The organism is Jannaschia sp. 2305UL9-9 (assembly GCF_041403465.1).
GTDB lineage: Bacteria > Pseudomonadota > Alphaproteobacteria > Rhodobacterales > Rhodobacteraceae > Jannaschia.
In genome coordinates, this window is the sequence record NZ_JBGEHM010000002.1 from 312,798 (window position 1) to 325,140 (window position 12,343).

The 12,343-nt window shown below is 66.3% G+C and carries 11 protein-coding genes; 8 read left to right on the forward strand and 3 right to left on the reverse strand.

The window, feature by feature from the left end; all coding sequences use genetic code 11:
- Positions 1 to 114 precede the first annotated feature (114 nt).
- Positions 115 to 285: a hypothetical protein gene (locus tag V6N07_RS09365; RefSeq protein ID WP_371155870.1), complete on the reverse strand. Its 171-nt coding sequence runs from the start codon at positions 283 to 285 to the stop codon at positions 115 to 117.
- On the opposite strand from V6N07_RS09365, the gene V6N07_RS09370 reads away from it, so the two are divergent.
- From V6N07_RS09370 to V6N07_RS09390, 5 genes are read left to right on the forward strand one after another with little or no spacing between them, the layout of a single operon-like run.
- Positions 284 to 1,744: a right-handed parallel beta-helix repeat-containing protein gene (locus V6N07_RS09370; protein ID WP_371155872.1), complete on the forward strand. Its 1,461-nt coding sequence runs from the start codon at positions 284 to 286 to the stop codon at positions 1,742 to 1,744. The genes V6N07_RS09365 and V6N07_RS09370 overlap by 2 nt on opposite strands.
- Positions 1,741 to 2,514 (forward strand): hypothetical protein, encoded by a 774-nt coding sequence (locus V6N07_RS09375; protein WP_371155874.1) that lies wholly within the window; start codon positions 1,741 to 1,743, stop codon positions 2,512 to 2,514. Before V6N07_RS09370 ends, V6N07_RS09375 begins: the two co-directional genes overlap by 4 nt.
- Before the next feature lie 41 nt (positions 2,515 to 2,555).
- The gene (locus V6N07_RS09380; RefSeq protein WP_371155875.1) at positions 2,556 to 3,875 is read left to right on the forward strand and encodes a hypothetical protein; all 1,320 of its coding nucleotides are present in this window, start codon (positions 2,556 to 2,558) and stop codon (positions 3,873 to 3,875) included.
- A gap of 4 nt (positions 3,876 to 3,879) precedes the next feature.
- Positions 3,880 to 6,609 (forward strand): hypothetical protein, encoded by a 2,730-nt coding sequence (locus V6N07_RS09385; RefSeq protein WP_371155876.1) that lies wholly within the window; start codon positions 3,880 to 3,882, stop codon positions 6,607 to 6,609.
- 2 nt (positions 6,610 to 6,611) lie between these two features.
- Positions 6,612 to 7,634: an alginate lyase family protein gene (locus V6N07_RS09390; protein ID WP_371155878.1), complete on the forward strand. Its 1,023-nt coding sequence runs from the start codon at positions 6,612 to 6,614 to the stop codon at positions 7,632 to 7,634.
- A gap of 51 nt (positions 7,635 to 7,685) precedes the next feature.
- On the opposite strand, the gene V6N07_RS09395 is transcribed toward V6N07_RS09390, so the two are convergent.
- Positions 7,686 to 8,297: a transglycosylase SLT domain-containing protein gene (locus V6N07_RS09395; protein WP_371155879.1), complete on the reverse strand. Its 612-nt coding sequence runs from the start codon at positions 8,295 to 8,297 to the stop codon at positions 7,686 to 7,688.
- A gap of 134 nt (positions 8,298 to 8,431) precedes the next feature.
- On the opposite strand from V6N07_RS09395, the gene V6N07_RS09400 reads away from it, so the two are divergent.
- The 3 genes from V6N07_RS09400 to V6N07_RS09410 all read left to right on the forward strand — a co-directional run bounded on the left by V6N07_RS09400 (position 8,432) and on the right by V6N07_RS09410 (position 11,427).
- Positions 8,432 to 9,322, forward strand: coding sequence for a lysophospholipid acyltransferase family protein (locus V6N07_RS09400; RefSeq protein WP_371155880.1), 891 nt, complete (start codon positions 8,432 to 8,434; stop codon positions 9,320 to 9,322).
- A gap of 13 nt (positions 9,323 to 9,335) precedes the next feature.
- Positions 9,336 to 10,736: an L-serine ammonia-lyase gene (locus tag V6N07_RS09405; protein WP_371155881.1), complete on the forward strand. Its 1,401-nt coding sequence runs from the start codon at positions 9,336 to 9,338 to the stop codon at positions 10,734 to 10,736.
- Between the two features lie 352 nt (positions 10,737 to 11,088).
- Positions 11,089 to 11,427, forward strand: coding sequence for a hypothetical protein (locus tag V6N07_RS09410; protein WP_371155883.1), 339 nt, complete (start codon positions 11,089 to 11,091; stop codon positions 11,425 to 11,427).
- A 358-nt stretch (positions 11,428 to 11,785) separates the two neighbouring features.
- Here V6N07_RS09410 and V6N07_RS09415 read toward each other — a convergent pair whose 3' ends face one another.
- Positions 11,786 to 12,337: a class I SAM-dependent methyltransferase gene (locus V6N07_RS09415; protein WP_371155885.1), complete on the reverse strand. Its 552-nt coding sequence runs from the start codon at positions 12,335 to 12,337 to the stop codon at positions 11,786 to 11,788.
- Positions 12,338 to 12,343 lie beyond the last annotated feature (6 nt).

Below are 12,343 nucleotides of genomic sequence, written 5' to 3' on the forward strand. Positions count from 1 at the left end.
GCGGGTCGCGGCGGGCATCACGCTCGCCGCGACCGGCGCAGGGGGCGCGGCCGGGGACGGGTTCTCGTTCCTGTCTGCGCCGGCATTCGAGGAACAACCGGTTTTCCGGGCCCCTCAGCCCGAGCCGACCTCTCCGGCCCCCGTCGTGCCGACCCCGGCGCCACAGGCGACAACAACGCAACCTGCGGCGCAATCCGCACCTGTTGCCCCTCCGGCGGCGCCCCGCGCCGTGAACAGATCGGTCGTCAGCGCACCTGCGTTCGACAGCCCGATCGCCCCCGTCATGATTTCCCCAAGCCTCGCCGAACCCGAACCGGCCGAGGTCGTCGATCCGATGGCCCCCCCGTCCTATGATCGCGCGACCGCCGCACGGATCGCCGGTATCTCTCGCGCCCTGTCGCAAGGCGGGGATGTTTCGGTCGACGAGATCCGGGCCGCCGCCGGTCTGGCGCCGCGCGCGGCATCGGTCACCGGCTTTCGCCAACAGATGATCCTGCCCCCCGCGCAGCCATCGGTATTCAACCTGCGTCTTGCCCTGACCATGCTGTCGCAGGGGCGACAGCGCCAGGATGATGAACGGGTCCGCCTTGCCCAGGGCACGCGCGGGGATACGGCGCTCGCCTTCTCCGGCGGTCTGGTCACCCTTGCAACGCTGCGCGATGCAATGACACGCACCGGAATGCAGACGGATCCGTCCGGTCCCCTGCGTATTCCGGTCGTCCTGCTGGAAGACACCGTTCTGCGCCTCTCGCCCGGCGACGTGATCGAGATGTCGCGCACCGATGGTGCCTTCATCATGAGCTTCGGACGCGTCGAGATCGATGGCGCCACCCTGCGCACGGTTGGCGAGCTGAACACCACGATCCAGAGCTATCGTCCATTCATCGTGGTCGCGGGCACCGGCTCCATGACCATGCGCGACGCGACGATCGAAGGCCTCGGGTTCGGGGATACCGCCAAGTACAGCGGCGTCTCGGTGCTGGGTCATCCCCTGCGGCCCATGGACGGCGTGACCGAGATCCTCGACAGCCGGATGTCCGATGTTCTCAGCCTCAGCCTGACGGCCGTGAACGGTGCCCGCGTCACCGGCAACCGCTTTGCCGACATGCGCAGCGCCGCGGTCCGCATGTCGGCCAGCCCGCGCAGCGCCGTGTCAGACAACATCTTCCACGGCGCCGGGCCGACCAACGCCATCCGCGTCCTCGACCGGTCCGACAACGTCAGCCTGACAGGCAACATCCTGTTGTCCGGTGAACGCGCGGGCATCGTCGTCCGCCGCAGCCACGCGGCAATGGTGGCGTCGAATGTCGTCTGGGGACGCGATGGTGGCGGCATCAAGCTGCAGGAAACGACCTGCGGCGTCATTGCCGACAACACCCTGCTCGACAGCCGTCAGAAAGGGATCGAGATCCGGGCGAGCATGGCCGCCACGGTCCGCAACAACCTGATCGCGGGGAACCGCAGCGCCGGCATCTGGATTTCGGCGCAGGCCAACGACGCGATGACCGAAATCACGGCCAACCGCCTGTCGGGCAATGGCGCGGGCCTTGTCGGGGCAACGGCGGCCAGTGTGTCGCTCGTGTCCAACGACCTGACCGCGCAGATGCCGCGTCTGGCCGATGGTGATCTGACGGATGCTTCCGCGGCGATCGCGGGCGACCTGACCGGGGATGCTCCGATGCTCCTGACCGGGGCCGGGGCCATCGCCCCTGCCATCCTGACCTGTGAAGGGGACGAAGCATGATGATCCGCGCGTTCCTGATGGCCACCATCGCCTTGTCCGCACCTGCCCTTGCGCAGGACCGCGCGGACCGCGTGCCGATGACCATCCCCCCCGCCGCCGACACCAAGGCCATTTCCGTGCAGGTCACCGAAGGACGCCGTTCGATGCGGGGGCTGTCGACGACGCTGCGCAACGCACGGACCGCGATGCATGACGGCGTCGACGTCGATCCTGATCTGCTGCGACAACTGGCCGATCGCGGCGACGGTCTTGCCGCGCTCCGCTACGTGCGCATCCTGCAAGGCAACCCGGCCTCCACGGCCTCCGACCTTGCCTATTATGCCGGTCTGGCGGTGCAGACGGGTCGCGGATATCTGCTGGACGAGATGCTGGAGGCGATGGATCGCCTCGACCCCGAGACAGAGCCACGCGACCGCATCAACCTGTATATCTCCGCGCTCTATCCGCAGGCCTGGGCCGGCAATGCCCTCGCCCTGGACGCCGTCTACCGCTTCAACGGAGACGGCAAGCTCTTTGGCGCCCTGTCGGACAGAACCCGCGACCGCCTTCTGGACGAGATGCGTCAGATCGGTGACGGACGCGGCCAGCTGGGCATCGCGATCAGCCTTATGGAAGCCCGCGCCGAGAACCGCGATTCCCCGTTCGCGGAGGAGGGGCGCGCCCGCGCCCTTCTGACCGAAGCCGCCGCATCGTCCAACCATCCGGGCATAATCGCAGCGGCAAATACCCTTCTTTCGACTTTGGAGGCCGACGGTCGAACGACCGAGTAATCACAACAGACGATCGAAAAACAGATCGCAGAGGCAGTGACATGGAACAGAAAAGCATTATCGGGACAGCCGCACGCCTGGCCGTCATGGCCGCGGTGTCAGCCGCCGGGCTTACCCTTGCGTCCGGGGCGGCACGCGCATCGACCTTTGCCTGCAGCGGCATAGAGGTGCCGGGCGTCGACATGGTCGAAGGCACGGACGGCACTTTCTACCGCATCGATCCGGACCTGCATTCGGAACACTGGATCGCCGATCCGGTAGCCGACAGCATCGCGGCCCTTTCGGCCATGCTGGAGGCAGGCGGCACCCGCCTTGTCGTCGTTCCGGTCCCGACCAAGGCACTGGCCATGCCAGAGGGCCTGCCCGCGATGGCGGGATACGCGGGATACAACCCCGATCTGGCCGCCACGGTATACGGTGAAGCCATCGGCCAGCTGCGCAAGCGCGGCGTGCTGACGGTCGACGCACGGTCCGCGATGCGCAAGCTTGCCACATCGGGCACCGCCCCCTTCCATGCCCTCGACACCCGCCCCACGCCCGAGGGCCTTCAGGCGATTGCCAATGCCGTCGAGGATACGCTGGCCGGGGCCGGTATCGCCCCCCGGTCGCGTCAGGCGTTCGAGACACGTCAGATCGGTGCGCAGCCCCTGCCCTCGCCGATGCGGACGCGGCTGCAACGCTATTGCGCCTATGACCTGCCGCCGGTTCAGGCATCGACCTTCGTCACATCGACCGCAATCGGCGCCGCTGCCGCAAGCCTTGGTCCGATAGAAGAGGCAGCCGTGGTCGGATCCGGATTGTCCGGACATGCGAATGCCAATTTCGCCGGCTTCATCAGTCAGGCAACGGGACGCCCGACCCAATCCCTGCATGTTGACGGCGAAGATCCCTATGCCGCGATCTCGTCCTACATGACGTCGCAGTCGTTCCAGTCGAACCGCCCCAGCCTTCTGGTCTGGGAGTTCCCGATCTGGTCGGAACTGGGCATTCGCGGCGATCAGCCCCTTGCCGAACTGATCGCGGCTGCCAGCCGGGCCTGCACCGTCGAACTTCCTCTGCGCCCCGGTGGCGGGGACAACCGGCTCGCGGCCAGCCTCGGACAGGTTCCCGGTGGTGCGGACACCGTGCTGATGCTCGATACCGGGGGCACCCCCGCCAGCAGTGTGGCCTTCCGCTTTGCGGCCCCCGACGGGGCGCAGCGGGTCAAGTCGATCCACCGCCTCGACGGTCAGATCCTGAATGGCCGGTTCTACCTGCCCCTGTCCGGCCTCTGGCCCGAGGGAACGACCGGCGTCGAAATCATGGCGGATACGGGCTTCGGCTCGCTCCCGCGCCTTCTGTCCTGCGACATCGCGAGGTAACGACATGAAAACCCGCTTCTCCCTTCTGGCCTGTACCGTTCTGGCCGCCACGACCCTCAACAGCCCGACCTTCGCCCAAGGTGCGCCGGTCCTGCGCTTCGAGCCGCCCAGCATCCAGCGCGGCGATACCTGCTTCGACGTCGGAGAAGGCCGCGAGGACGAGCTGGATGTCGAAGGCCAGGACGAGGAACTGACCGATGGCGCGCGTGCCAACTATCTGCGCCGCGACATCCGCAACCTTCTGCGCGAGGATCCCGACGGCCTGTTCGAATTCATTGCCGCCCTGATCGAACGCCGCGTCGAGGTCGATGAGCGTTGGACCGAGGCCGATGGCATGCTCGCGCTGATCGATCTGCATCTTGCGGCCGGCCGCCCCGAGGACCTCGTCGCCGCGCGTCTGGTCCCCAATCTGCGCGAGATGGCCGACCAGCTCGAACACAGCCAGCGCATCTCGCTTGCGAAGTTCTACCTCGAGGGGATCGGCGCGGACCGCGATGTTGCCTACGCGCAGAACCTGCTGCGCGAAACGGCCTATGCCGGAAGCTCGCAGGCCCTGCTGGAGATCGCGCGGATGGAAATCCGTGGTCAGATGATCGACAGCTGGGATGCCCCCCTCGACCTGACGATCACGATGGCCTTCGGCGGTGTCTTGGGCGCCCTCGACAGCGGCATCTGCAGCCGTGCGGAACGCATCGCACAGGAATACGAGCGCGGCGAGGTCGTCGCCGCCGACCTGCCACTGGCATTCGAATGGCGCCGCTTTGCCGCTGACATGGGGGACGCGGACGCCGCATGGCGCATCGTTGAACACCATCTCAATGCCCCGGCGGCCGCCAAGGACAACGAGGAGCTGCGCCACTACCTGACGGTCGCGGCCAATCTGGGCCGCACCCCCAGTGCCGAGGAAAGCGAAGCCCTGCTGTCGGCCGGTGCCGTCACCCCCGAGGTTCTGACCCAGATCATCGGCTTCAACCACAGCCAGGACAAGGTCGGCGGGCGGCGCTCCGTCTCGCCCTATCTGGACCTGATCGTGAACGTCGACGGGATGGAGGCCGACGAGGACGGCCTCTACCTCGACTACCTGCGCGAGATCGCCGAAATGCCCGAAGCTCCGGGCAGCGTGTTCACGCGCCTCGCGAACGAGGTTCTGGTGCGGCGCGGCCGCTGGGCCGGAGAGGCCGAGGCCATGGCCCTTCTGGAACAGGCGGTTGCCCGCGGTGACGGCGAGGGGATGGCCCGCTTGGCCGGGATGCTGATCCGCTACCGCGATGATACGCGCCGCACGGACCGCGCCATCAGCCTGCTGATGGAAACCGTGTCCCGCTACGGAATGGCCTCGTCGATGCACGCGCTCGACGGCTTGTACCGCTGCCAGCTGAACGCCGCCCCCCGCCTTAAGGAGGCCGACACCTGGGCCCGTGCCTATCACGGGTCGAACGCCGCACCGGTGACCATTTCGGCAACGGACCTTCTGGCCATGAGCCCCTACCGGGAGCCGGAGGCCATTGCCCGCATCCAGACGCAGGCCCTGTCGGGCGTGTCCTCGATGTTGGCCGCCCATGTTCAGCGGGTCGAGGCGTCGAACCTGCCGGATGCGGCGATCCGTTTCTGGGCGGGGCGGCTGAACGCCTCCGATCAGGCGATGGAGGCCTTCTCGGAGCTGGAGTTCGAGCTTGCCCTCGATCCGGCGGCCCGCGATCTCGCGGTGGAGCTGTTCCGGCGCGTCTATCTCAACAACGGTGTCACCACCGCGCTCGACCTTGGCATCGCCCTGACCGAGCATCATTCCCGCGCGCCCGAAATCGCGCAGGAAATCGTGACCCTGCTGACCATGGCCGGCAACCGGGGCGAAGGCGCCGCGATACGGCTTCTGCACCGGACAAGCGGTCGTCCGGGCGAAGAGGTCTATGCACAGTTCGCCGACATCATCGAGGACCGCGGCGACTTTCTTGCATTGATGTTCGCGATCCCCTTCATCCCGCATGAAAAGGTCGACGACTATGTCGACCGGGCCGTGTCGCTGATGAATTGCAGCACCAAGGACGTCGAGGAAATCGGCGATGCCTATGCGATCCGCGACGACATGCAGCTCAGCTATCACTGGCGCAAGATCGGCCTGACGATGGAGGGCGGTCATCCGATGTCCAGACTGCGGCTCAGCAACCGTCAGATGGCCCTGTACAACGAAGGCCGCGCGCCCGATCCCGCCGACGTCGCCGCCCGCGGTCTGGCCGACGGGGAACCCGGCGCCGCGCTGGAGTTGTTCCGCCTGACGTCGAACCCCGATCTGGAAACCTACGACCCGGAGACGGCGGTCGCCCACCTGCAAACCCTGATCGAAAGTCCCAGCGTTCCGGCGACCCCGGTTCTGGAGGCCTGGCGCCAATCGCCGAATGCGGTCCGGGCGCTTGTCGCGGCGCGGCTGGACGTGGCCCCCCTGCTGGCCCGGTCGGCCCGGTCGGGTGAAGCCGGCGCAGCCTATGAATACGCGCTGTTCCTGCGCGACGAGGCCGAGGTCGCGGCCGACCTGATCCCGGTCATCGACTGGCTGAACCGGGCGGCACGCGCCGATCACCCCGGTGCGATGGTCGAACTGGGCGTGACGCTTGGCATGGGCCCCGGGGCGCTGCGCGATGCGGAAGCCGCGCTTCTGTGGCTGGATCGCGCCACCGAACTCGGGGATGAGCGGGCGCCGGGACTGGCGCGGATGCTGCGCCTGGGGTCGGGTCTATGAGAATGCTCCGAACCACGGCACTGACGCTTGGCCTTGCCGTCACCGGCCTTGCCGCGTCACCCGCGATGGCCCGCGCGATGGGGCCGGGCTGCACGCCCGAGGTCGAGCCCGTCCTCGGCCTCGCCTTCCAGTCCCGCTATGCCGGCAGCGATTCCACGCGGTCGCAGATCAACGAGCAGCGCGAAGCAGAGGCCCTGGCCGCGCTGAAGCCGCTGGATTCCTTTATCACCGCCCTGACCCGTCTCGTGGAACCGGGCGAGGACGATGCCGCCCGCGAAGCAGGCGCAGATTGCATCCTGGCACAGATGGGGGCATGGGCGCGCGCCGATGCTTTGGCCGAACTGGGCACGGAAACGGCGGCCCTGACCGTCGGGTCCCGCCTTGCCGGTCTGGCGCTGATTGCACAGCAGGTCTGGCCGGACGCCTCGCGCGCCGCCCCGAAGGCCGAAGTCGCCGACTGGCTGTCCCGACGGGTGCAGGATCAGATGGTGTTCTGGGAAACCGCCACGGATGGCGCGGCACAGGGAAACCTGCGTCTCTGGGCCGCGACGGCGGCGGCGGCTGTCGGCGATTTCGCGGATGATCCGGTCGCCCGCGGATGGGCCACATGGTCGGCAACCTACGTGATGTGCACGGCCGACTCCGGTGGTGCCATCCCGCAGGAGATGTCGCGCGGCAAACGTGCCCTGCACTATCAGCTGCACGCGACCGCGCCCCTTGTCACGACGGCTGCGGTTCTCAACCGGCAGGGCATCGATCTGCGCGAACGCTGCGATGGCGCGCTTGGCCGGGTGGTGAACTTCACCCTCGATGAGATAGCGAATGGCGGTCAGGGCACGATGATACGCTCCGGCGCGGCACAGACCGTATTCGATGGCGACGGGATCGAATCCTTTCAGCTTGCCTGGGTCGAACCGTGGCTGACCCTGCAACAGGATGCACGTGCCGACCGACTGGTGGACCCGATGCGCCCGCTGTCCTATTCGAAACTGGGCGGTGACCTGACCGCGATCTGGGGCCAATAGGCCCCAGACGTCCGATATCGCCACGCGACCTTGCCGGCGCGCAAGGCGGTATCAGGCGCAGGTATCCCCACCAAGCACGCGACCCAGACCGCGCGCCGGTTCGCAGGGCTCTTCAGGCTCGGCGGGGAGGAGGTTTCCCGCCTCGTCGATAGGTGGCATCTTGGCCTCGCCCTGATCGTATTTCTGCCAGAGCTGACCGCGCAGACCCGTCTCGATCAGCAGACCAAGGCGCTTGGCTTCGTAGTAATAGCCCTTGGCGTACCACATCATGGCTTCGTATTCGTCGCCACCGGACACCATCCATGCCCCGCGCAGATACCGGATCGAATATTCCAGTCCACGATCCGCCTGCAGAAGCTGCGTCGGCGCGCCTTCCATGCCCATGTTGCGGGCCGTGGCAGGCAGGATCTGCATCATCCCGTAGTATGGCCCGTTGCGCGCGGCGGCGCGGTAGTCGCTTTCCCGCTGAATGACGCGGTGCACGAGGCTGCGCGGCACGTCGTAGTGATCCGCCCACTTGTTGACCAGGGCGCGCACCTGAGGCGTCTCACCGGGGTAGAGCGCGGGTTCTGCGGCAACCAGGGACAGGGCCGTGTCGGGCTGCGAAGGTGGGGTGGAACAGGCGGCAAGCGCCAATACGGCGGGAATCAGAATGCGAAGCATGGGCAAAATGGTCCAGGTTTGATCGCGCGGACCATATGCCGATTGTCGCTTTTTCGGAAAGTATGCGTGTCCGAGGTCGGCAAAGGACCGCCAAGAGGCTTGCAAGACCGATTGCCATGGGCCACGCGAGTTGCATGAGAAATACGCTTTACTGGCTGCAAGGGGCGGCGCTGCGCGGGTTGCTGGCGCTGGTCGCGGTCTTTCCATTGTCGGTGCGCCGACAGGTTGTCGGGCGGGCGGCGGAATGGATTGTCCGGCTGTCCCCCCTGCGCAACCGTGCCATGCGCAACCTTGCGCTGATCTGGCCCGAGATGCCGCAGGGGCAGCGCAAGGCCCTGACAGCAAAGGCCGCCCGCAACGCCGGACGGACCCTGACAGGCATCTGGTTCAACCGGGATCTGGCCGACGAATGCGCCGATATCACGGCCGAGGGACCGGGCCTGCAGGTGTTGCGCGCGGCACGTGACGCCGGACGCGGCGCCATCATCGTGTCCGGCCATTTCGGCCAGTGGGAGGCGATCCGCCACGTCCTCAAGCGTGAGGGGCTGGAAACCGGGGCTCTCTATCGGCCAAACAACAACCCCTATTATGAACCGATCTTCCGCGCCGGGATCGAACGGGGCGGTGCGCCGATCATCCCCAAGGGGGCCCCCGGCATGCGAATCATGCTGCGCCACCTGAAGGCCGGCGGCTTCATCGCGCTGTTGCCCGACCAGTATGTCGGTGACGGGCCGTTCATCGATTTTCTGGGCCAACCCGCCGCCACATCCCTGTCGCCTGCCGAACTGGCCCTGCGCTATGACGTGCCGCTGGTTCCCGCCTTTGCGCCGTGGGTCGATGGCGCGGCGCGCGTGGTGATCGAGGCCCCGATCGTCCCGACGGACCCGCTGTCGATGATGACGGAGTTCAATCAGCGCCTCGGGTCGTGGGTGAGGCAACATCCGTCGCAATGGCACTGGCTGCATCAGCGTTGGAAGTACTACCCCGCGAATGCGCAGGCGCGCGAAGCCGCGCTCCACCGATAGGACAGGGCGGCCCATGTTTCTGAGCATCTTCGACATCTTCAAGCCGGGCATCGGGCCGTCGTCTTCCCATACGATGGGCCCGATGATTGCGGCCGCACGGTTTCTCGACGCGCTGCGCGGCGGCGCAGAGGCAGAGCCCGGCGCCGGACCGCCCGCGCGTCTTGTCGCCACATTGCATGGATCGCTGGCCTTCACCGGCAAGGGGCACGCCACGGACAGGGCCGTCTGCCTCGGCCTGCTGGGGTACCACCCGGCCACCGTCGACATCGATGCCGCCGAGGCCGCCCTGACCCGCCTGACCAAAGACCGCGTGGTCCACGTCGCCGACCTGCCCGAGATGGCGTTCGACCCGCGACAGGACGTGGTCTTCGATTATGACGCCATCCTGCCGGGCCATGCCAACGGCATGGTCCTGCGCGCCTTCGATGCGGCCGGAAACCTGCGGATGGAGGAAACCTACTATTCGATCGGGGGCGGGTTCGTCGTGACTGCCCGCGAATTGTCGTCCCCGCCCGACCTGCATGCCGCCAAGGCCGCGGAGGGCTTCCCCTATCCTTTCGGAACGGCGGCAGAGATGCTGTCGATGGGCGATGCCGCCGGCCTGACGATCGCCGAGATGAAATGGCGCAACGAATGCGCTCTGACCCCCGAGGCAGAGCTCGGGGCACGCATCGACGGCATATGGGCGGCGATGGACGGGTGTATCGACCGCGGCCTGCTGCAGGAGGGTATTCTGCCCGGCGGCCTGTCCGTGCGTCGGCGCGCCCGGGCGATCCACCAACAACTGTTGTCCGAGTCCGGAAAGAACCTCGCCCAGCCCCATGTCGTGAACGACTGGTTGTCGGTCTATGCCATGGCCGTGAACGAAGAGAACGCGGGCGGAGGCAAGGTCGTGACGTCGCCGACGAACGGGGCTGCTGGCGTGGTGCCCTCCGTGATCCGCTATTACCGCGATCATTGCGTCGGGGCGACGTCCGACGGCATCCGCCGGTTCCTTCTGACGGCGGCGGCGGTCGGTGGTCTGATCAAGCACAACGCCTCGATCTCGGGCGCAGAGGTCGGGTGTCAGGGCGAGGTCGGGTCCGCCTCGGCCATGGCCGCGGCCGGCTTCTGCGCGGCGCTCGGCGGCACGAATGCGCAGGTCGAGAACGCGGCCGAGATCGCTTTGGAACACCACCTCGGGATGACCTGCGACCCCGCCGGTGGCCTCGTGCAGGTGCCCTGCATCGAACGCAACGGCCTGGGTGCGATCAAGGCCGTATCGGCGGCGTCCCTGTCGCTGCGCGGGGACGGCACGCATTTCATGCCCCTGGACAATTGCATCGAAGCCATGCGGCAGACCGGGCGCGACATGTCCGACAAGTACAAAGAGACGTCGCAAGGTGGTTTGGCAGTCAATCTGCCAGAATGCTGAAGCTGATCCGCCCGGGGTCGCTCGTTTCGGTTTTACCGCTCGCATGGGCGGTCAGGGCCAAGTTGCAGGTTTGCGAAGCAATGCCGACCCACTCATACGGCATTCGTTACAGATCATCGCCCGCTTTCACGCCCGCGTGAGGTGGCGTCGCGGGGATGTGAGCGCGGTGCGGGGTGGCGGGTGTGGTGTGCATATACGCGCGCTTATCCCGAACGCATCACGGCTTCATTCATTGAAGCGCAGCGCCCGAAGTGACATCTCCTGTTCATCAGCAGGGCACACCGCCCCGCCGCATCGAACCCACAAGGCCAGCCGCCAGACCGCGCGGCGCCGCACACAAAGGACAAGACCCATGAAAACGCTCCTCATCTCCGCCCTGATCGCCTCCGCCGCCCTGACCGGTGCCGCATCCGCCCAGGTTGGCGCCGGTGCCGCCGCCGCCGCCGCGCACTTCAATCAGGACATCGATTCGAATAACGAACAGGTCACCATCGGCGCGGCCGAGTTCGACGGCGTCACCGTCTCCACCCGCAGCGGTGCGGTGGGCGAGGCCTTCACCCACTTCAACGCCGACTACGATTCGAACAACGACCTGCGCGGCCTGAACGGCGCGACCGTCGTGGATGCGAACGCGGCCTACGGCGCCGACATTTTCGCCCGCATCGACGCCGAGAGCCAGGACGACGAGTGATCCGTCACGAGTTCTGAAGAAATGCACCCGGCAGGAGAGATCCTGCCGGGTGCAACTTTTTCCAACCTCACCACGAGGCCGGGAAAAAGCAGCCGTGCATAGCTTTGTCGCACGGCGGGTCATGCAGCCTGGGAACGGGCCAGACCACGTGTGATCTGACCCGATACCGTTGCGCGTTACCCAAAAAAAAGACGAAACCCGAACAAGGCTCGCCGAAACTCAACAACGTCTCGCGCTACAGCTGGTCGGTAACTTTTGACAGGCGAATTGGGCATGATAATGACCCAACTAGCACCGCATCACGCAAAAAAATTATGCATTCATGGAAATTGATGCGAAAAACGGCATCAATTCGCGCCTAGCCTTTCAGCTTTATTAAGAATTGCTGGCCCATGATTTCGAGGGTCGCGCGATTCCCCAAGCCGTCAACGCAGCGTTTCACGGCATCCTTTACGGGCGTGCCCGTACCGTCGCTCCAGTGGTAGTCATCCCCCGCAATAACCCCGCCGGGCCGCACCTTTCTGGTGGCAAGCGCAAGGTCGTTTCCGACGAAAGGCTCATTGTGGTTGCCGTCGATGTAGATCCAGTCGAGGGAGGCATCCTCCATCGACGCCAAGGCATCCCCGGACATGGCGCGATGCAGATGAACGCGGGCGTCGCCCGCGAACTTCTCGGCAACCATCTCGTGCATCTGCGGCATGCGCTCTGCGTTCTTCTTGCGACCGAAACCGGTATTGTTGAAGCGCGGATCGTATTCCCACGGATCGATCAGGTGCAAAGCCGTAGGCGAGCAGACCTCCAGGATCACCTCGCTGAAGCGGCCTTCCCAGACGCCGACTTCGGCCCCGACTCCGTTCTTGGGCAAAGCCTCCAGCATCCGCCGGCGGGTTTCGTCGCGTTTTCCAGCCATTTTGGT

Excerpts from the sequence above, each read along its gene's own strand:
- V6N07_RS09370 (WP_371155872.1), top strand. The coding sequence starts at position 284 with ATGATTTCCCCAAGCCTCGCCGAACCCGAACCGGCCGAGGTCGTCGAT.
- V6N07_RS09365 (WP_371155870.1), bottom strand. The coding sequence starts at position 285 with ATGACGGGGGCGATCGGGCTGTCGAACGCAGGTGCGCTGACGACCGAT.
- V6N07_RS09375 (WP_371155874.1), top strand. The coding sequence starts at position 1,741 with ATGATGATCCGCGCGTTCCTGATGGCCACCATCGCCTTGTCCGCACCT.
- V6N07_RS09380 (WP_371155875.1), top strand. The coding sequence starts at position 2,556 with ATGGAACAGAAAAGCATTATCGGGACAGCCGCACGCCTGGCCGTCATG.
- V6N07_RS09385 (WP_371155876.1), top strand. The coding sequence starts at position 3,880 with ATGAAAACCCGCTTCTCCCTTCTGGCCTGTACCGTTCTGGCCGCCACG.
- V6N07_RS09390 (WP_371155878.1), top strand. The coding sequence starts at position 6,612 with ATGCTCCGAACCACGGCACTGACGCTTGGCCTTGCCGTCACCGGCCTT.
- V6N07_RS09395 (WP_371155879.1), bottom strand. The coding sequence starts at position 8,297 with ATGCTTCGCATTCTGATTCCCGCCGTATTGGCGCTTGCCGCCTGTTCC.
- V6N07_RS09400 (WP_371155880.1), top strand. The coding sequence starts at position 8,432 with ATGAGAAATACGCTTTACTGGCTGCAAGGGGCGGCGCTGCGCGGGTTG.
- V6N07_RS09405 (WP_371155881.1), top strand. The coding sequence starts at position 9,336 with ATGTTTCTGAGCATCTTCGACATCTTCAAGCCGGGCATCGGGCCGTCG.
- V6N07_RS09410 (WP_371155883.1), top strand. The coding sequence starts at position 11,089 with ATGAAAACGCTCCTCATCTCCGCCCTGATCGCCTCCGCCGCCCTGACC.
- V6N07_RS09415 (WP_371155885.1), bottom strand. The coding sequence starts at position 12,337 with ATGGCTGGAAAACGCGACGAAACCCGCCGGCGGATGCTGGAGGCTTTG.